Origin of the sequence: Reinekea forsetii, from assembly GCF_002795845.1 — a bacterium.
Classification (GTDB): domain Bacteria; phylum Pseudomonadota; class Gammaproteobacteria; order Pseudomonadales; family Natronospirillaceae; genus Reinekea; species Reinekea forsetii.
The window spans coordinates 1,629,387-1,649,298 of the sequence record NZ_CP011797.1; the positions used below are offsets into that span (position 1 = coordinate 1,629,387).

Consider the following 19,912-nt stretch of genomic DNA (forward strand, 5'->3'; position numbering starts at 1 on the left):
GCGCTTAGGCCTAAATTCGCCATATTGGTTAGCTCGCGCTCGCGGCTGAAAAAATTATCTTTGTTAGCCCTGTAGTCCTGTCAGTCGCCTCTGTGGCTATTTTAACAGAAAACACCCCGCCCCCTTGGTTGCCCGCAAAACGACTCCCTAAGGGCCTTAGAGGGCCTTGTAGGCCTTTTGACGCGCTATGCCAAAAATTCGTCAATAAAAAACCACAATAATTTCACTCAGCAAAAAAACCTTAGTCATTAATTTGACTAATTGTAATTTTGCGTCTTTACTACGCCAATAATTTGAAAAGCCAATTTGTTGACGGGTCTTAACCCGGTCAAGGCCAGTAGTTTTCACTCAAAGAAATACAGACGCTTGGAGCGGTTCGGATGTGGAGAGAAATAAAGCTGTTATTGGTTGAAGATAATGACCAGCGGCGCCACGATCTTAAAGTGATATTGGACTTCTTGGGTGAAGACAGCATAGCCGTCTGCGGTGAAGATTGGCTGGCCAAGGCCAAGGATTCGGTCGACAGTGCGACCGACCTGGTTGGTATTTTGATCGGTGACATGGGCCAATCCCTAGCCAAGGCGATCGAGTCTGTTAAGGACTGGGATGCCGGTGTACCGGTCATTCTTTTGGGTGAGCACCCCGACAGCGAGCTGCTCGATGACGAGTTGCGTGCGCGTATCATTGCCAAGCTTAGCTTCCCGCCAACCTATAATAAGTTGCTCGATACCTTGCATCGAGCGCAACTGTATCGCGAACAATACGACCTGACGCGCGGACGGGATCAGCGTCGCGAACTCAATCTTTTTCGCAGCCTGGTAGGCAGTAGTCGGAGCGTGCAGACTGTGCGCGAAATGATGGCCCAGGTCGCCGATAAAGAGGTCACCGTGCTCATTACCGGGGAAAGCGGCACTGGTAAGGAGGTTGTGGCACGTAACCTTCATTACAATTCCCATCGCCGACATAAGCCCTTTGTGCCAGTAAACTGCGGCGCTATCCCGGTTGAACTGATCGAAAGTGAATTGTTTGGTCATGAGAAGGGCGCCTTCACCGGCGCCATTACCACCCGAGCCGGTCGATTTGAGATGGCCGATGGCGGTACGCTATTTCTCGATGAAATCGGCGATTTACCACTCAATATGCAGGTTAAGCTGTTGCGTGTCTTGCAGGAGCGCACCTTTGAGCGTGTCGGCGGCAGTAAAACCTATTCGGCCGATGTTCGGGTCGTGGCGGCCACTCACCGTAATTTAGAAGAAATGATCGAGCACGGCAGTTTTCGCGAGGACCTGTTTTATCGCCTGAATGTGTTCCCGATCGAGATGCCGGCCTTACGTGAGCGACATGAAGATATACCGTTGTTGTTGAACGAGCTGGTGGCGCGTCTGGAAAATGAGAAGCGCGGCTCCATTCGCTTCAACTCTGGCGCGATAATGTCCCTGATTCAGCATGACTGGCCGGGTAACGTGCGGGAGATGGCGAACCTGGTTGAGCGTTTGGTTATCATGCATCCCTACGGCGTCATCGGTGTCCAGGAGCTGCCCAATAAATACCGTCACGTCGATGAACAGGATGATGATTTTTTACCGCTTAATGTGATTGCATTGGCCGATGAAAGCCGACCCTATGTGATGTCCGAGCAATCCGCCGCGTTATTGCCGGTAAACGGTTTGGATCTCAAGGAATACCTTACGGATCTGGAAAAAAGCCTTATTCAACAAGCCTTGGACGACGCCCAAGGGGTGGTGGCGCGTGCGGCTGAAAAGCTGCATATCCGCCGCACCACCCTGGTCGAAAAGATGCGCAAATACGATATCAACCGCCGGGATGTCCTCAATCCGGTCGATTAGCGCGGTCCGCTGCATGCCCGCTGGGCTAATGCGGGGCAGGTCAGCGCATGATCAGGGGGCAGGCCGCCGTGCGCGCCCAAGCAAAACCGGCAACAAATTGCCGGTTTTGTTTAAAACTGGCACTTCCTTTGCATTCCCTCCAATACCGTCAAATTTTTGAATGTATATGCCTATGCAAGCTGTATCTCGAACTTCGGAAGCACCGGCCGCCGCCGTAACAGATCTTAACAAACAGTCTCTGGAAGAGTTGCAGCAAGCGTTCTCGACCTTTACGGCCATGAGCGAAGAACTCTCCGGTAGCTATCAGGTGCTCGAACAACGGGTTGTTGAGCTCAGCGGTGAGTTAGCCAGCCTGTCGGCGCAGCGACTGACCGAGTTGAATGAGAAAGAGCAGATTGCTGAACAACTGGCTAGCCTATTGCGCCTAATGCCGGCTGCTGTGGTTGTGCTCGACAACAAGGGTTTCATCGATCAAACCAATCCGGCGGCGGAGAGCTGGCTCGGGCAGGCCATGGGCTTCCCCGACACCGAACGGCTGCTAGGCAAGGCTTGGCGGCAAGTAGTCCGCCTGGCGTTCGCTCCAAAACAAACCGATTACCATGAAGTGAGCCTAGCCGATGGCCGGCTGGTGAGCCTGGCCACCAGCCCGCTCGATAATTCCGGGCAGCTCATCATGATGACCGATCACACCGAAACGCGAGCCTTGCAGGCCCAGGTCGCGCGCCAAGAACGGCTCACGGCAATGGGTCAGATGGTTGCCTCGCTGGCACATCAGGTGCGTACGCCCTTGTCGGCGGCACTGCTCTACGCCTCGAACCTAAAAAGCCCGCGCTTAACACCGACGACCCACAATCAGTTTGTCGATAAGTTGGTTGGTCGCCTGCATCATCTGGAAAAACAGGTACAAGACATGCTGCTGTATGTCAAAGGGGAGTGTCAGCTGCTTAATCGCCTGACCCTAGATCAGGTCGTCAACCTTTTGCAGGAGGCGGTTGCCGGCTTGCCGGGACCGGCACAGGCGCGTATTCATTGGCAATTGCAGCCGTCCCATGCTCAGGTGCAGTGTCAGTCCGATGTATTAATTAGTGCCTTTATGAACATTATTAACAACGCATTGGAAGCCGGGGATGCCCAGGGGACCTTGACCATTAGCAGTCAGGTACTCGACGGGCAGATTGAGATCGCCTTTCGGGACACCGGCCCCGGCATGAGCGCGGCTCACCTGGCAAAAGTGCAGGAGCCCTTCTTTACCACTAAGAGCCATGGCACGGGCTTGGGTGTGCCGGTATTGATCGCGACAGTCAAGGCGCATAAAGGTCAATTGAACATAAGCAGTCAATTAAATGTTGGAACCGAATTTAATGTCACTTTGCCCATATTTGTTGAGAGGTAACTGCAGTGAAAATCCTAATAGTCGAAGATGACGCCAGCTTACGGGAAGCCGTGAGCGATACCCTGACGTTACAGGACTACGCTGTGGTCTGTGCCGAATCGGGTGAGTCGGCAATTGTCGCGCTCAAAGAGCAATCTTTTGATTTTATCGTCTCCGACGTTAGCATGCCGGGCATGAGTGGCCACGATTTACTCGATTATGTGCGGCAAAACTACCCGCAAATCCCGATGCTCTTGGTGACCGCCTATGCCGCGGTCGATAAGGCCGTCGATGCCATGCATAAGGGCGCTGTCGACTACCTGGTAAAGCCCTTTGCACCGGATCAGCTGATCGATTTAATTGAACAGCACAGTCCACGGCTGCCGCAGTCGGGCAGTGAGCCGGTCGCCGCCGATGCCGCCAGTCAACACGTTTTGGCCCTAGCGCGTAAGGTCGCAGTAACCGACAGCACCATTTTAATTTCCGGCGAAAGCGGCACCGGCAAAGAGGTGTTGGCACGCTATATTCATCAACACTCGGGTCGAGCCAATGGGCCCTTTATCGCCATCAATTGTGCGGCCATTCCGGAAAACATGTTGGAAGCAACGCTCTTTGGTCATGAAAAAGGGTCCTTTACCGGTGCCGTTGCCAGTCATCCGGGTAAGTTTGAACAGGCCAATGGCGGCACCATCCTGCTCGATGAGATTTCCGAGATGGATATGGGCTTACAAGCCAAGCTGCTGCGCGTGCTGCAAGAAAAAGAAGTCGAGCGCATCGGCGGTCGCAAGGTGATTGAGCTCGATGTCCGTGTCTTGGCGACGACCAACCGTTCGATGGCCGAGGAAGTCAGCTCGGGCCGGTTTCGGGAAGATCTATTTTACCGCTTGAGTGTGTTTCCCTTGCAGTGGGCGCCATTGCGCAACCGTAAGGCCGATATCCTGCCATTGGCCGAGAATCTATTGCGTAAACATGGCCAAAAAATGCATAAGCCTGGCTTAACCTTTGATGAGAGCGCCAAGGTGGTCTTGTTGGCGCATGGCTGGCCGGGTAATGTCCGAGAATTGGATAACGCCATCCAACGTGCCCTGATTCTGCAGAGTGGCCAGTGGATTAGCGGATATGACTTGGGTTTGTCGGGTGAGCATTTGATTGATTTTGAGGCCCATCGCGACGCTTTGATCGTGGCCTCAGGCTCGACCGATTCCAATGTCGATTTGCCGGCAATGGTTACATCGGCCCCGGGTAAAAATGAGGGCATCCACGCCGATATGAAACATCGTGAATTCGAACTGATTTTGAACGCTCTGCGGGTGCACAGCGGGCGTAAGAATCGCGCCGCAGACCACTTGGGTATATCATCCCGAACGTTGCGTTATAAGTTGGCACGGATGCGAGAGTTGGGTATGGATGTGGATTCTGCGATTGCCGGAATACGCTAAAATAACCTATCATTGTGGCAAGTATAAGACCTGTGGTGCAGGGGTCGGCCGGGCGCTTCCGCAGTATTAGCCGGCGCGGCACGCAAATGCTCAGAAAACGGTCATAGTTGGCCTGTGTATTGCTAAATCCTATTAGTTAGACGGGTTTGTCAATTTAGTGCCTGTATATTGTCAGCTCTTGGCAAAAGCAAAAAGATAGATTCCGAAATAGACTGAAAATTGACATAAGCTGAGGTAAGTATGGTAGATCGAGTCGATATACAGGGTGTGCTTGAGCAGATGCGTTCAATACGCAGTCAGGTTACCCCGCCAAGTGACCAAGATGCCTCTAACTCAGCCTTTGCCAAGACCATCGAGCAGATGCGTAAGCAGATCAATAATTCCAGTCAAAGCAACCAGCTGCAGCAACAGGTCGAAGCGATTGGCGGTGAGTTTTCTGGCTCGGTGACGGCCCCGACGCCGACCGGGTCGGTACCGAGTTTTGGCGATATGTTCAAATCGGCTGTCGATACGGTGAATAGCAATCAAAAAACGGCCAACGAAATGTCATCCCGCTACGAGCAGGGCGATCCCGGGGTGGATCTACCCGAGGTGATGATTGCCTTGCAAAAATCGAGTGTGTCTTTTCAAGCGATGACCCAGGTCCGTAACAAAATGATTGAAGCGTACAAAGAAATCATCAACATGCCACTCTAACGAGTCGCCTGTTAACCCTATTTAGCCGGAATCCCTATGACAGAAAATGTACCCGCGGCAGCAAACACCCAGATGAGCCCTAGCAAGGGCTCAGCGGACGACGCTCAGCTGCCCTCATCCAACTTTTCACCGGCAACCAGTGATCGCTCGGACCTGATCGATAAGGACGACATCCCTGAGAGTCGGATGCATCCCCTTGTCGCAGGGTTCAATAAATTAACTATGGCCCGACAATTCGGGTTATTGGTGGGTTTGGCCGCCAGCATCGCCTTGGGCCTGAGTGTGGTGTTGTGGTCACAAAAAGATACCTATAGACCGCTGATGAACAGTACCAACAGCTTTGACGCCCGAGGCTTGATCGAGGTGCTGCAGGCCAATAAGTTAGAATTCGACATTGATCCGGCCAGCGGCGTGATATTGGTCAAACAGACCGATCTCCACGCGGCCCGTCTAGCCGTTGCCGGAGCCGGCCTGTCCGATGATCAGACCGTGGGTTACGAGTTATTGGATGAATCTCAGCCCCTCGGTCAATCCCAGTTTATGGAAAATGCTCGCTATCTGCGTAGCTTGGAAGGCGAATTGGCGCGCACTATCGCGTCCATCAATCAGGTCAAGACGGCGCGTGTCCATCTGGCTATCCCCAAGCGATCGGTTTTTGTGCGCGATCAACGCGAACCAACCGCCTCGGTGTTCACCGAGCTGTACGCCAGTTCCGAACTGGATAAGAGTTCGGTCAAGGCGATTCGCAACCTGGTGTCGACATCCATTCCAGAGTTGTCTGCCGCCAACGTGTCCATTGTTGATCAGCGCGGCCGGCTGCTCAGTGATGACGAAGAGAATCGCGAAGAAGAGCTGACCAATCGTCAGTTTGATTACCAGCGTAAGGTTGAAGACAATCTGTTGGCGCGGGTGAACTCAATTCTAGGCCCGATCATTGGCTCTGATAAATTTCAGGCGGAAGTCACCGCCGATATCGATTTCACCAAAGTTGAGCAATCCGAAGAGCTGTTCAACCCCGATTTGATTGCGATTCGCAGCGAACAGACGGTCAATGAGCAAATGGCGAGCGCTACTCAGGGCGGGATTCCGGGCGCGTTGACGAACCAGCCACCAACCGATGCGACCGCGCCGGAAACCCTACCCGACGGCACTGCTGCGAACACCACCCCGATATCAACGCGCGATGAAGCGACCCGTAACTATGAGGTTGACCGGACCCTGAGCTTCACCCAGTTTCAGCAAGGTCGAGTGCGCCGTCTGACCGTTGCAGTAGTTGTCGATGATCTGAGTATTTTGGATCCAGATACCGGTGAATTTGTCGAAAAGGAGTGGGACGACGCAGCGATTCTGCGACTGAGAACCCTGGTGCAAGATGCCGTTGGTTATGATGTGTCGCGGGGCGACAGTATTAACGTGATCAACTCAACCTTTAGGGAGATAGCAGAAGTCGAGGTCTTAACCGCCTTTTATGAGCAGCCCTGGTTTTGGGTCATTGTAAAGCAGGTCTTGGCCGGCATATTTGTCCTTATTCTGTTATTTGGTCTATTACGACCGGCGATACGCAACCTGCTCGCCAAGGGTACCGATGAGCAGGACGAGAGTGCCGAAGACGCTGCGCTCGCCAATCTCGATGTAGACGAATACCTTATTGCGGACGACCGAGTCAGTTTGAATTCGATTGATGATTTCTCCTTGATGGGCCCCTCTGAAAGTTTTGAGCGGCAGTTAGAAGTCTTGCGCGGCTTGATCGCGGAAGACCCCGCCCGTGTGGCCCTAGTGCTTCAACAATGGATAACGAGTGATGACTGAAAACGCTAAGTTACCGGCCACCACGGGTGGCGACGATTATAAGAAATCGTTGGTTGGCCTGCCCAAGGCGACCCGAGCCGCCATGTTGCTGATGAGCGTCGGTGAGCAAGATGCCGCCGAAGTTCTTAAGCATATGGGGCATAAAGAAGTTCAACAGGTCGGCACCTCCATGTCGGTGATGCCCAATGTTCGCCAAGAGCAGATTGAGGGCGTGGTGAAGTTGTTCCTAGAAGAGGTCAGTGGCCAAAGCAGTATGGGCGCCGGTGCCGATGAGTATATTCGTAATATGCTCAACAGGGCCTTAGGCGAAGACAAGGCGGGGGCTCTGATCGATCGTATTACCATGGGCGGCAGTACCTCCGGTTTGGACACCCTGAAATGGATGGAGCCGAGGGCCGTAGCCGAAATCATCCGCAATGAGCACCCCCAGATACAAACTATCGTCTTGGCCTATCTGGATCCGGATCAGGCGGGCGATATTCTGGCGCATTTCACAGACAAGGTTCGCCTCGATATTGTTATGCGTGTGGCCGCATTGGAAAGTGTGCAGCCGGCCGCCTTGCAAGAATTAAATGCAATCTTGGAAAAGCAGTTCTCTGGTTCCGCCGGCGGCCAAGCTCAAGCTTTGGGTGGTGTGAAAACAGCTGCCGAAATCATGAACTTCCTCGAATCGAGCATTGAGGCTGAAATCATGGGTGGCATTAAGGATGTCGATGACGATCTGGCGACCCAGATTACCGATCTGATGTTTGTCTTTGCCGACCTCGTTGAAGTTGATGACCGTGGCATCCAGGCACTCTTGCGTGAAGTCAGCACCGATTCCTTAAAGCTTGCCTTACGTGGCGCGGACGATGATTTGTCTGAGAAGTTGCTCGGTAACCTGTCCAAACGGGCCGCTGATATTCTTAAGGATGATATGGAGGCCATGGGGCCTGTTAAGATTTCAGAGGTCGAACAGGCTCAGAAAGAGATTTTGGGTATTGCCAAACGAATGTCGGAAGCCGGCGAAATAATGTTGGGTGGTGCCGGTGCTGAAGCCATGTTGTAACAAGGGGGACGTCTATGTCTTCTGATAGTAAGCCAATATTACGTCGTAAAGATGTCATCAGCGCGGCCAACTTGCCCCTGGTGAAATGGGACAAAAATGGTCTCGTGGTCGATGGTGCGCCTAAAGCGAAGGCCAGCGCCGAGGTCGTTGAAAGCGTCGACGAAGTGGCGCATGAAACGATAAAGGCACCGACCGTAAAGGAACTGGAGTCGATTCGTGAGGATGCCTATAACGAAGGCTTCGAGCAGGGATTTGAAAGTGGCATGACGCAGGGTCATTCAGCAGGCCAAACCGAAGGCCACGCCGAAGGCCTAATTGCGGGCCAAGAAAAAGGTACCGAGCAGGGTCTTGCCGCCGGAACCGCCAAGGGCGAACTGGCCGAGGCAAAGAAAAACAAAGAAAAGCTAGCGGTGTTTGAAGCACTAACAGCCGCCTTTAAGGCGCAAATGCCGCATGAACAGGCCGAGTTGGAGCAGGCCCTGTTATCACTGTCGATTCGTATTGCGCGCCAGATAATACGCGACGAGTTGCGCGCGGAGCCCAGCCATATCGCCGCGGTGGTGCATGCTGCGGTGCAGAGCTTGCCCAACCCAGATGAGAAGTTGACGCTATCGGTCAATCCGAGTGAATTGGAGTTTGTCACCTCGTTTGCCGAGAAGCACTGGCAACTGGAGGGCGACGTCAAGGTCAGTGTCGGCGGCTGTAAAATTAAAACTCAATACAGCTACGTCGACTATACCTTGGAACACCGTTTTGATGCCGCCGTTAGACATCTGATGACCAAATTAGGCGAGGACAGTGCGAAAGCATCCCAATCGCCCCTGTCAGAGCAACCGTTGATCGGAGAGCTAGGCGAGCCTGATGCCGATCTCGCGCAAGCAGAGCTCGAAGCCGAACCGGTTGTGTCTGAAGCTGAGCCTGAGCCAACAGTAGCCGAAGCAACAGCGCCGAAAGCTGAACCCGCGCCAGCAGAAGCCGAAGCAACAGCGCCGAAAGCCGAACCCGCGCCAGCAGAAGCCGAACCGGTAGTGTTTGAAGCTGAGCCTGAGCCTGAGCCAACAGTAGCCGAAGCAACAGCGCCGAAAGCTGAACCCGCGCCAGCAGTAGCCGAAGCAACAGCGCCGAAAGCCGAACCCGCGCCAGCAGAAGCCGAACCGGTAGTGTCTGAAGCTGAGCCTGAGCCAGCAGCAGCCGAAGCAACAGCGCCGGAAGCCGAACCCGCGCCAGCAGAAGCCGAACCAGCAGAAGCCGAACCAGCAGTGGCTGATCCGTCGGCGATCACAACCGAACCCCCGGAAGAGACGTTTTCTGAGTCGGAAACGCTTATCGATCAAAGCCCCGAGGCCGATTCGGAACCCGTCCATGAGTGAACAGCCGCTAAGCGATTTTATCGCCGATTGCGAGCAGCGGGTCGACACAGAAATTCATCCAATCTGCCAGGGGCGTTTAACCCGAATGGTTGGCCTAACCTTAGAAGCTGTTGGTCTCAACGCCAGCGTCGGGCAGCGCTGTCAGGTCATCGATCAACAGCAAGTCATCGAGGCCGAAGTGGTCGGTTTCCACGATGAGAAAACCTTCTTAATGCCGATCCAAGCGGTGCATTCATTGCGCCCCGGCGCGCGTGTGGTGCCATTGGAAACTGGGAATGATCTGGTATTGGGCGATGAATTGCTCGGACGAGTAGTGAACGGCTTTGGCGAGGCCATCGATGGGAAGGGTGAGTTGCGCTGCCGCGTGCAACAAAGTTTGAATGGTTCAATTATAAATCCACTTCATCGGGCCCCCATACGTCAGCCATTGGATGTCGGCATCCGCGCTATTAACTCGCTCTTGACGGTGGGTCGCGGGCAGCGTTTGGGACTGTTTGCCGGGTCGGGTGTGGGTAAGTCGGTCTTGCTTGGCATGATGACCAAATTCACCGATGCCGACATCACCATCGTCGGGCTGATCGGGGAGCGGGGCCGTGAGGTTAAGGAGTTTATTGAAGATATTCTAGGCGAGGATGGCTTGGCGCGCAGCGTCGTTGTCGCCTCGCCGGCCGATGATGCGCCATTGCTGCGCTTGCGTGCAGCCCAATACACCACGGCGATTGCCGAATATTTTCGTTCGCAAGGCAAGTCTGTGCTATTGCTGATGGACTCCCTTACCCGTTACGCTCAGGCCCAGCGCGAGATTGCCTTGGCCATCGGCGAACCGCCGGTGACCAAGGGCTATCCGCCGTCAGTCTTTGCACGCATTCCACAACTGGTTGAGCGGGCCGGCAACGCCGAAGTGGGCGGCGGCTCCATTACCGCCTTTTATACTGTGCTCACGGAAGGCGATGACCAGCAAGATCCGGTCGCCGACGCGTCACGCGCCATCTTGGACGGGCACTTTGTGCTCAATCGGAAGCTGGCCGAAGAGGGCCACTATCCGGCGATCGATATTGAACAGAGCATCAGTCGTGCGATGCCTCAGGTGGTGTCGGATGAACACCTGAAAACGGCCCAGTCGGCCAAGCAGCTCTGGTCGACCTATGCCCAGAACAAGGATCTTATCGCCATTGGTGCCTACACCAAGGGTACCAATCCAGAAATCGATAAGGCCATCAGCCTGTATCCGACCTTGCGCGATTTTTTGCGCCAGGGTTTGCGTGAACAGGTGCCTTTCAAACAGTCCGTTCAGCTATTGACGGGTGTTGTCAACTCAGCCCCGGCCGCAGCCGCTGCCGGAGCGGGTATGGCCGGTGGTCGACCCTTGCGTCAGAATCGACCGGCGGCCCCGGCTAAGCCACAGTGAAGCGCTCGGTCCGGCTGGGGATTGTCGAAAAATTGGCCAAGCAGCGTGAAGACCAGGCTGCGCAGGCTTTGGCCCAGGTGCGCGCGCAACTGGACGTTGAGAACAACCGGTTGTTGGAGTTGGGTCAATATCGCGAAGAGTACCTCGGCTATCTCGATCAGCAGGGGGCATTGGGCATCAGTATGCAGCAGTGGCGCCGAACGCAGGGCTTTATTGATCAGCTGGCGGATTTGGCGCAACGCCAACAGATTACTATTGACGGCTGGCACGCACGTGAACAGCAAGTCTTGGACAAGTGGCAGCTGCTCTATCAGAGACGCAAGAATATTGGCCAATATATCGACAAGTTGTCTATCGAAGAAGTCTTGGTCGAGGACAAAAAAGAACAAAAGGTGATCGATGAATTGATCAGTCAGCGTTTTCGTTGAGTTTTCTGGTGCGCAGGCGCACAATCTAAAATTTTTCCTAGGTTACGTATAAGTATCGCTAACGCTCTTTAGGCGGTGGAGTATTGCTGAGTTAGGCAATTGCAGCAAATTAGTCCTTAAGCGATAAGGGCCTAGATCCGGCAGTTCTGCCTAAAATGCCGTTAAAAGCGTTTTACTGGGTGTGGGCAACTGTTTTAAATGTCGTTAAAATAATCACAGCATGAAATGGACGTTCTGAGCTTAGTTCCTTGCCCTGATGGAGAATAATGGAGAAGGAACTACAGTTATAGGAAATGTGGCACATAAACGAGGATTGAACATGGCAGTCACTGCATCAACGAACGGTAACACGATCAAATTGAAGGTTTCAGGTCGATTTGATTTCAGTTCCCATCAAGAATTCCGGCAAATTTACGAATCGGTCTCGGTCGAGGTCACCAACTATATAGTCGATATGGCCGAAGCGACCTACTTGGACAGCTCAGCCCTGGGCATGCTGTTGCTAATGCGCGACCACGCCGGTGGCGATAACGCCAATATTGATATAGTCAACTGTAATGAAGATGTTAAAAAAATCTTAACCATCTCAAACTTTGGGCAATTGTTTAAAATTAGTTAAGACGAGATACGGATGAACTCTTCACTGCGCATTTTGATCGCTGATGACAACGAATCCGATCGGATGATATTGCGCAGTATTGTCAGCAAGGAGGGCCACGAGGTCATACTGGCGGCCAATGGTGAAGAGGCCATTCGTCTGTTTTGGGAGCACCGACCCGATCTCATCCTACTCGATGTTATTATGCCGATCATGGACGGTCTATCCGTCGCCAAAGAGCTGCGCAGCCGGCTCGCAGAAGACTATGTTCCCATTGTATTTTTGACCTCTCTGCAAGACCCGGAGTCACTGGCTAAATGCCTAGACTCTGGCGGAGACGACTTCCTCTCCAAACCCTATAATAGGGTGATTTTAAAAGCCAAGATCAAGGCCTTTGGCCGTATGCGTCTTATGCACGAGAAACTGCAGGCGCACAATCGTCAGATGTTGATCGAACAACAGGTGGCGAAAACCATTTTCGATAATGTGGCCCATTCCGGTTGTCTTGATCTGGCCAATATCTCCCACAGCCTGTCGCCCTTATCGGTCTTTAACGGCGATACGGTATTGGCCGAGCGCAAACCAGACGGTGGTCTGCACCTGTTTTTGGGTGATTTTACCGGTCACGGTCTGCCTGCGGCCATTGGTGCGATGCCGCTGGCGGAGATTTTCTATGGTATGACCGCCAAGGGTTTTGCCATGGAAGAGGTGTTGCGGGAAATAAACAGTAAGTTACGCGGGATCTTACCGGTCGGTGTATTTTGCTGTGGGTGCTTTGTCGAACTCAATTTTTACGAAAAGCATGCCAAGATATGGTTGGGTGGTTTGCCCGATATAGTGTGTTTCCGCGCTGAAAGCCAAACAATCGAAACCTTTAGAGCCAGCAATTTGCCCTTGGGTGTGCTCGACGCGCATCAATTTCAGCCTGAATTTATCAATTTAACCATGGCCGATAATGATGAACTTTTTATCTGGTCCGATGGCATTATTGAAGCGCGCAATGAGGCCGGGGAGTTCTTTGGCGAAGACCGTCTGCAGGCGATATTTAAACAGTCTGCCGTCAACACCCTGTTCAGCTCGATCCTGACGGCGGTCGAGCGGTTTGTTGGTGAAACGGGCGCAGATGACGATCTGACGCTGCTCAGCGTTAAGATGGTCGATATGGATGTACTTGGCCTGCCTGATCTGGAAAATAAACGGGGCTCGCTGGTGGGGCCCCAGGATTGGGAACTGTCCTATACCTTGGGGCCTTTAACACTGCGCGGCTTCAATCCCCTGCCCTTGGTGTTAAATATCATAACCGAAGTCGAGGGCTTGCGCGGTTTGAGTGGTCAACTCTACACCCTGTTGGCCGAACTCTATTCTAATGCTCTTGAACACGGTGTCTTATCACTGTCCTCTGCGCTTAAATCATCGACAGATGGCTTCAGCGCCTATTATGCCGAACGCGAGCGACGCTTGTCGGTACTCACCGAAGGCAAAATCATCATTAGCGTCAGCCATTATCCTGAAGCGACCGGCGGTGTGCTTGAAGTGACTATTAGCGATAGCGGGCAGGGCTTTGATCACCAGCTGTTTTTGGCCCGCGACGTTCCTGACGACGGTTGCAGTGGTCGTGGCTTGCGTTTGATCGATGGCATCTGTGAAGATTTTTATTACAACCCAACGGGCAACGCAGTCACCGCGTTACTGCGTTGGCCTTCGAGCCGGTAGGCCGCACCATGTCAAGCGCGCGCCTGGATAGGCAAGTCTTAACAGAATTACAGAGTCTATTGGAAGACGACTTTTCAGACCTGATCGCGATCTTTATTCGGGATGCCCAGCACCGACTCGAGCAGTTGAGGGCGGCCATCACAGCACAGGACCTTAGCACTGCGCGGATGTCGGCGCACAGTCTAAAGGGATCGAGCGGCAATATGGGCTGCGTCGAATTTAACCAACTCAGTGATCAGCTGGAAAACTACGCCAAAGCCGGTCAGCTGGAGCGCTGCGAGGCCCTTATGCCGGTCTTGGTGCAGGAGGCTGAATGGGTTTTTGGCGAGTTGAATGGCCTGCTGATAAACCCATGAACAGGCCCCTGTTAGCCACCATCGATCCCTGTTGCATGCTAATGGGATCTATATATTCCCCGTATTATTGATCTCCCCACCGTAGTTTGCGCGCATTTTAAAATTCTTAAACATGGCCCCAGGATTGCATTAACTAATGAAACCGCTCAACTTAGGTCTTAGTGATTATGCTGTCTTATCTGATGCAGGCCATCGAAGTAAAGAACCAAAACACCCCGGCTACAGCGCGAAACGTCGCCGCCAAACGCTTAGAAGATCACGAGCGGGCTGATGAGCGGCGTTTCGATCAGTTGCTCAGCAAGACCGAATCGGTGGCTCGGGTTGCCGATCGACAGACAAAATTGGCCGCTGACGATGCACAGCTGCGGGAGGATAGCGGTGAGGATTTGCCGCAATCTGACTTGTCCGATCCGGTAGAAGAGATGGACAGTGAAGGATTCTTGAACTATCTGATGGCAAATGCTGGTCTGCTGGCGCCTTCCAGTTCAGAAGCCGCGCGCGCCGGACCACCATCACCATCGCTAACGCCATCGTCTTCGCCGTCTGCAGAAACCACGGATGTGCAGGCAGGTTCGACAGAAGGCGATGATGCCAACCTACTGGGCGCCGATACTAAACCCAATACGCCGGCGGTGACGGTCGCCAACGCGCAACGGGTCAACACCATGGCGCTGAGCGCCGCAACCGACAGCCCAGCGGCGCCGGTATTAAGGCCTTTATCAGGCCTCGGCTCGATCAATGAGCCGTCGGCTCGACCCGCGTTGGCCGCCACTCCTAATCCTCTGGCCGCCAAAACAGATGAACTCCTCAATCGTCCCATGAAGCTCGATTATGCCGGCAGTGAACTGTTTGACAAGATTCAAATGATGACCCGAGGCGGCTTGCAACAGGCGGTGATCCGTCTCGATCCGCCAGAGCTGGGTGCTTTAGAAGTGCGCATACTGGTGCAGCAGGATCAAACTCAGGTCCAAATAGTGTCCAGTTCAAGTGTGGTACGCGACCTGTTGGAGCAACAGTCTACTCGACTGCGAGAATCCTTGGCGGAACAAGGTATGGCGCTGGCTAATTTGGATGTACAGGACTCATCTAGCCAGGGGCAGGGGGGCGCGACGCGCGACGGTGGCTCTGGTGTCAATAATGCTCCGGCCGAGCCTGGTTTCGATGGCGTGAGCGAACCGGCCGCCGAGGTTATCCAGAACCTCAGCCTGGTCGATCAATACGTCTAAGGGTGGCAGCATTTTGACGGTTTCAAAAACCCCCAATCTGAATCAGATGACGCACAATGAATTTGTCCCTTGGCAGGTAATAGACATGACGGGCTTCGACGAAACTTTGATATACTCCGGGCCACCTTATGGCACACTGCTTGCTGTTTTTTAAATAACCGAATGTTAGGACCGAATTATGGCCGATGAAGATATCCCAGTCCCTGAGGGCGAGGCGAAGGGCGGAGGCAAACTCAAGCTGATATTGATGATCGTATTCGGTGTTTTGCTTATTGCCATCCTGTCTGTTGGGGGTACCTGGTTCCTGTTGAAGGACAAGATGTCTGCCGCCGAGCCCTTGGCAACGGCAGCAAATGGCATGGCCATTCCGGCGCAGATGCCGATCGCAGCTTTATATCATGCGATGCAGCCTGCCTTTGTGATCAATTATACCCAAAACGGCAAAATGCGGTTTTTACAGGTAGAGTTGTCCGTATTAACCCGAGATCCGGCCGTTATTGCGTTGCTCGCGCTGCACAATCCATTGATCCGGAATAACTTATTGGATGTATTCAGTCGCCAAGACGTCGCGCAAGTAGGCAGTGCTGCGGGCAAACAAAAATTGGCCGATGAATTAACCGCCTCCGTTCAAGATATTATGAAGGCCGAAATGGACGATCCTGGTATTGAGTCCGTTTTATATCGCAGTTTTATTTTGCAATAGGGTGAAGTAGTGCAAGATTTACTTTCGCAAGACGAAATTGACGCCTTATTACATGGCATCGATGATGGCGCTCTAGATGACGACTATGGCGCCGAAGATGACGCTGAAGCAGAGCAAGAGCAAGAGCGAGCAAAAGAAAAAGAAGTAAAGGCGACCAGCTCCTATGATTTGACCAGTCAGGATCGAATCGTGCGCGGCCGAATGCCGACGCTGGAAATGATTAACGAGCGGTTTGCTCGCTATACGCGTGTGAGTATGTTCAATCTATTGCGGCGCAGCTGCAATGTGGCCGCCGGTGGGGTGCAGATCCTCAAATTTGGCGAATACCTGCACACTCTATACGTTCCGACTAGCCTGAATTTAGTCAAGATACGGCCATTGCGCGGCACGGCGTTGTTTATCCTCGACGCCGGCCTGGTGTTTAAGTTGGTTGATAACTTCTTCGGCGGAGACGGGCGGCACGCAAAAATTGAAGGTCGGGAATTCACCCCTACCGAAGTCCGCATCGTGCAGAAGGTCTTAGATCAGGTCTTCGAAGACATGAAGGAAGCCTGGAGCGCGGTGCTGGACATCGATTTTGAATATATAGCGATGGAGATCAATCCGTCCATGGCTAATATCGTCTCACCCAGTGAGGTCGTGGTGGTCAGTACTTTTCATGTCGAGCTGGACGGTGGTGGTGGCGACATACACATGACCATGCCCTATTCGATGATTGAACCGGTGCGCGAAGTACTGGATGCCGGCGTTCAATCGGATATAGACGAGATCGACGAGCGCTGGGTTGAGTCCCTGCGACACGATATGCTCGATGCTAAAATAGAAATTAACGCTACGGTAGCCAAGCGCGAGATCAAATTGAAAGAGTTGGTAGGCCTCCAGGCCGGTGACATTATCCCGATCGATTTGCCACCCTTTATTACCATGACGGCCAATTCGATTCCCCTATTCGATACCACGTTGGGCCAGTCCGGTGACAATCTCGCGCTGCGGATTGAAGCCATCTGTAAACCGGTCACAGTCGATCTAGGGGGCATGAAAAGCAAGCTGAAGTCCATGCGTACCAAAAAGAAACCTGAAAAGGCCAGATAAGCCCCATCAGACACCCAGTTTTAGGAGATGTAAAGATGAGTGATGACAACCCAGATGGTATTGATGTTGATGCGCTAATTGATGGTCTTAGCCCGGAAACCGATGATTCCGCAGATGAATGGGGAGCCATGGGGGATTCGGCAAACGGCGATGTTGAAGTCGCGCCGCTTGAGCAATTCAAAGACAGGGCTGGAAAAGGCTTTAGTGAAAATAATCCTAATTTGGAAGTCATACTCGATATTCCAGTCACCATTTCGATGGAAGTGGGCGCGACCAAGATTCCGATTCGGAATCTGCTTCAGCTGAACCAGGGCAGTGTGATTGAATTGGATCGATTGGCGGGTGAGCCGTTGGATGTCCTGGTCAATGGCCGACTGATCGCGCACGGCGAGGTAGTCATGGTCAATGAAAAGTTCGGCATTCGCTTGACCGATGTGGTTAGCCAACAAGAGCGGATTCAAAAGCTGAGTTAAAGCCCGATGTTTTAGGTATCGGCAAGTCGCTAAGAGGTTAAGTTCATGGTCGGTTGGGGTCAAAAGCCTTTAGGGCTGGGGTTGTTAGGCCTGGGGTCGGTCGGTCGGGTGTATGCCGAAGTGGGCGTTTCAACGGCCAGCCAAGACTATCTTAAAGTAATTTTAATGCTGATCTTAGTAGTTGGCCTTATCTTTGCGTGTGCATGGTTAATACGACGGATGTCTGGCGGTGTTGGTCTGAACCAGAAGCACATTCAAGTGTTATCGGTAATGCCCTTGGGTACGCGCGAAAAATTGATGATAATTCGAGCAGCATCGGAATATTTATTGATCGGTGTGACGCCTAATGGGATTCAAACGCTACATCGTTTTGAAGAACCGATAGACTTGAACGGCCCTGCTCAAACCAGCCCGTTTGCCGACCGACTTAAAGGTCTGTTAAAGGGTTTCGATAGTGAACCAATGTCTCAACACAAAAATTCACCCAACGACGGGCGCAAAGACTGAGTCCTGGGTGGCGTTAGCCCGTGCAAGTAAGGTTCCCTTCGCGTTCATACTGCTCTGTTGCTTAACTCCTGCAGTCTATGGTGCCGGCATTCCGGCGATTGAGTTCAATACCGCCGCCGATGGCGGTACCAGCTATTCAGTGACCATCCAAATTCTCGCCCTGATGACGGCCCTGACCTTCATTCCGGCGATTCTCATGATGATGACAGCCTTTACGCGCATTATCGTTGTCTTCGCCATCCTTCGCCAAGCCATCGGTCTGCAACAAACACCGTCCAACCAGATGCTGATTGGTTTGGCCCTGTTCCTAACCTTTTTTGTTATGGCACCGGTCTTTGACCAGATCAATGTCGATGCCATCCAGCCTTATATGGCCGAAGAAATTCTCCCGTTAGAGGCCCTAGATCGGGCCGTCGCGCCGTTAAAGACCTTTATGTTGGAGCAGACTCGTGACAGCGATATGACGTTGTTTATTCGCTTGGCCGGGGAGGTGGATAATTTTGACACGCCCGAAGACGTGCCGCTTAATATTTTGATGCCAGCCTTCGTGACCAGCGAATTGAAGACCGCTTTTCAGATCGGGTTTTTGCTCTTTATACCCTTCCTGATCATCGATTTGGTTATTGCCTCCATTCTGATGGCCATGGGTATGATGATGCTGTCGCCCATTATTATCTCCTTGCCGTTCAAAATCATGCTGTTTGTCCTAGTCGACGGTTGGGCCATGGTTATGGGTTCGGTCGCGTCCAGCTTTAATATGTAGGAGCCAACCAATGAATGCGATGAATATCGGTGATATTTTCTCAGAAGCGCTCTTTATAGTGGTACTGATGGTCAGTGTGATTATCGTTCCCAGCTTGTTGGTCGGTTTGATCGTGGCCACCTTTCAGGCGGCGACCCAAATTAATGAGCAAACCCTAAGTTTTTTACCGCGCTTGCTGGTGACATTGTTGATGATGCTGGTCTCAGGACCCTATTTGATCGGTAAACTTGTGGATTACGTCAATAATATATTTCTCAACATCCCCCTGATGATAGGTTAGCCGGATGCTGGAAATTTCCGATGCCATGATCGCCAGTTGGGTCAGTCACTTTATGTGGCCGTTTTTCCGCATCAGTTCTTTTCTCGTCATCGTTCCGGTGATTGGTTCACGGCTCATCCCGGTGCGTTTGCGCTTGGGTCTGGCGCTGGTGATGACCACCGCGATCTATCCCGTGCTGCCGCCGATGCCCATTATTGAAGCGCTTAACACTCAAACAATCGTCATAATTCTCGAACAGGTGCTTATCGGCACAACCCTAGGGTTTCTGGTCTTCGGTATCATGCAGGTGTTTATCCTCGCCGGCCAAACCATTTCCATGCAGATGGGCTTGGGTTTTGCGTCGATGGTCGACCCCGCCAATGGGGTGTCGGTCGCGGTCTTGAGTCAGTGGTATCAGGCCTTGGTGACGCTGGTCTATCTGGCCATTAACGGTCATCTGATTACGCTTGAGGTGGTCGTGGACTCCTTCTACTCATTGCCCGTCGGCGAAGGTCTGTTTACCGCACACGCATGGAAAACCTTGGCCGATTTCGGCGCTTGGGTCTTTCGCGCCAGCTTGATGTTAGCCTTGCCGGCGGCCTCAGCCTTGCTCTTGGTAAACATTGCCTTCGGTGTGATGACGCGTGCGGCACCGCAGTTGAACGTATTTGCACTCGGTTTTCCAATTACCATGCTCGGCGGTCTGATCATTGTTTGGGCCAGCTACGCCGCAGCCAGCCCGTTGGTCGAACAGTTTCTAACCATCCATGTCACGTTAATGAGAACCTTAGTCGGTTTATAGGAG

General features: G+C 52.8%; 20 protein-coding genes. All 20 read left to right on the plus strand.

The features are described from left to right. The first annotated feature begins 380 nt into the window (after positions 1-380). The 20 genes from REIFOR_RS07585 (at position 381) to fliR (ending at position 19,909) form a co-directional block, all read left to right on the plus strand. The gene (locus tag REIFOR_RS07585) at positions 381-1,847 is read left to right on the plus strand and encodes a sigma-54-dependent transcriptional regulator (RefSeq protein WP_100256980.1); all 1,467 of its coding nucleotides are present in this window, start codon (positions 381-383) and stop codon (positions 1,845-1,847) included. Positions 1,848-2,019: 172 nt separating this feature from the next. Further along, positions 2,020-3,240 (plus strand): sensor histidine kinase, encoded by a 1,221-nt coding sequence (locus tag REIFOR_RS07590; RefSeq protein WP_158524322.1) that lies wholly within the window; start codon positions 2,020-2,022, stop codon positions 3,238-3,240. Between the two features lie 5 nt (positions 3,241-3,245). Then, positions 3,246-4,658, plus strand: coding sequence for a sigma-54-dependent transcriptional regulator (locus REIFOR_RS07595; RefSeq protein WP_100256982.1), 1,413 nt, complete (start codon positions 3,246-3,248; stop codon positions 4,656-4,658). Positions 4,659-4,898: 240 nt separating this feature from the next. Next, positions 4,899-5,354, plus strand: a complete 456-nt coding sequence (gene fliE, locus REIFOR_RS07600; protein ID WP_227003796.1) for a flagellar hook-basal body complex protein FliE — start codon at positions 4,899-4,901, stop codon at positions 5,352-5,354. Between the two features lie 36 nt (positions 5,355-5,390). Next, positions 5,391-7,163, plus strand: coding sequence for a flagellar basal-body MS-ring/collar protein FliF (fliF, locus tag REIFOR_RS07605; RefSeq protein WP_227003797.1), 1,773 nt, complete (start codon positions 5,391-5,393; stop codon positions 7,161-7,163). Continuing rightward, positions 7,156-8,211, plus strand: a complete 1,056-nt coding sequence (fliG, locus tag REIFOR_RS07610; RefSeq protein ID WP_100256983.1) for a flagellar motor switch protein FliG — start codon at positions 7,156-7,158, stop codon at positions 8,209-8,211. The genes fliF and fliG overlap by 8 nt, the downstream gene beginning before the upstream one ends. A 14-nt stretch (positions 8,212-8,225) precedes the next feature. Further along, positions 8,226-9,581, plus strand: a complete 1,356-nt coding sequence (locus REIFOR_RS07615) for a flagellar assembly protein FliH (RefSeq protein ID WP_100256984.1) — start codon at positions 8,226-8,228, stop codon at positions 9,579-9,581. Beyond that, positions 9,574-10,989, plus strand: coding sequence for a flagellar protein export ATPase FliI (gene fliI, locus REIFOR_RS07620; protein ID WP_100256985.1), 1,416 nt, complete (start codon positions 9,574-9,576; stop codon positions 10,987-10,989). The genes REIFOR_RS07615 and fliI overlap by 8 nt, the downstream gene beginning before the upstream one ends. Further along, the gene (gene fliJ, locus REIFOR_RS07625) at positions 10,986-11,417 is read left to right on the plus strand and encodes a flagellar export protein FliJ (protein WP_100256986.1); all 432 of its coding nucleotides are present in this window, start codon (positions 10,986-10,988) and stop codon (positions 11,415-11,417) included. Before fliI ends, fliJ begins: the two co-directional genes overlap by 4 nt. A gap of 319 nt (positions 11,418-11,736) precedes the next feature. Further along, the gene (locus REIFOR_RS07630; protein WP_100256987.1) at positions 11,737-12,036 is read left to right on the plus strand and encodes an STAS domain-containing protein; all 300 of its coding nucleotides are present in this window, start codon (positions 11,737-11,739) and stop codon (positions 12,034-12,036) included. A 12-nt stretch (positions 12,037-12,048) separates the two neighbouring features. After that, positions 12,049-13,728, plus strand: a complete 1,680-nt coding sequence (locus tag REIFOR_RS07635) for an ATP-binding SpoIIE family protein phosphatase (RefSeq protein WP_100256988.1) — start codon at positions 12,049-12,051, stop codon at positions 13,726-13,728. Between the two features lie 8 nt (positions 13,729-13,736). Then, entirely contained in the window at positions 13,737-14,084 is a 348-nt protein-coding gene (locus tag REIFOR_RS07640) for an Hpt domain-containing protein (RefSeq protein ID WP_100256989.1), read from the plus strand. Between the two features lie 167 nt (positions 14,085-14,251). After that, on the plus strand, positions 14,252-15,310 hold the full coding sequence (locus tag REIFOR_RS07645; protein ID WP_100256990.1) for a flagellar hook-length control protein FliK: 1,059 nt from the start codon (positions 14,252-14,254) through the stop codon (positions 15,308-15,310). A 178-nt stretch (positions 15,311-15,488) separates the two neighbouring features. Beyond that, complete coding sequence (locus REIFOR_RS07650; protein ID WP_100256991.1) at positions 15,489-16,013, plus strand: flagellar basal body-associated FliL family protein; 525 nt, start codon at positions 15,489-15,491, stop codon at positions 16,011-16,013. A 9-nt stretch (positions 16,014-16,022) separates the two neighbouring features. Next, the gene (gene fliM, locus REIFOR_RS07655) at positions 16,023-17,105 is read left to right on the plus strand and encodes a flagellar motor switch protein FliM (RefSeq protein WP_100256992.1); all 1,083 of its coding nucleotides are present in this window, start codon (positions 16,023-16,025) and stop codon (positions 17,103-17,105) included. A 35-nt stretch (positions 17,106-17,140) separates the two neighbouring features. Beyond that, positions 17,141-17,578, plus strand: a complete 438-nt coding sequence (fliN, locus tag REIFOR_RS07660; protein ID WP_100256993.1) for a flagellar motor switch protein FliN — start codon at positions 17,141-17,143, stop codon at positions 17,576-17,578. A 45-nt stretch (positions 17,579-17,623) separates the two neighbouring features. Then, on the plus strand, positions 17,624-18,085 hold the full coding sequence (gene fliO / locus REIFOR_RS07665) for a flagellar biosynthetic protein FliO (RefSeq protein WP_100256994.1): 462 nt from the start codon (positions 17,624-17,626) through the stop codon (positions 18,083-18,085). 7 nt (positions 18,086-18,092) lie between these two features. Continuing rightward, the gene (fliP, locus tag REIFOR_RS07670) at positions 18,093-18,848 is read left to right on the plus strand and encodes a flagellar type III secretion system pore protein FliP (RefSeq protein WP_100256995.1); all 756 of its coding nucleotides are present in this window, start codon (positions 18,093-18,095) and stop codon (positions 18,846-18,848) included. Positions 18,849-18,858: 10 nt separating this feature from the next. Further along, a complete protein-coding gene (locus tag REIFOR_RS07675) occupies positions 18,859-19,128 on the plus strand; it encodes a flagellar biosynthetic protein FliQ (protein WP_100256996.1) in 270 nt (89 codons plus the stop codon). A gap of 4 nt (positions 19,129-19,132) precedes the next feature. Continuing rightward, positions 19,133-19,909, plus strand: coding sequence for a flagellar biosynthetic protein FliR (fliR, locus tag REIFOR_RS07680; protein WP_100256997.1), 777 nt, complete (start codon positions 19,133-19,135; stop codon positions 19,907-19,909). Positions 19,910-19,912: the final 3 nt, after the last annotated feature.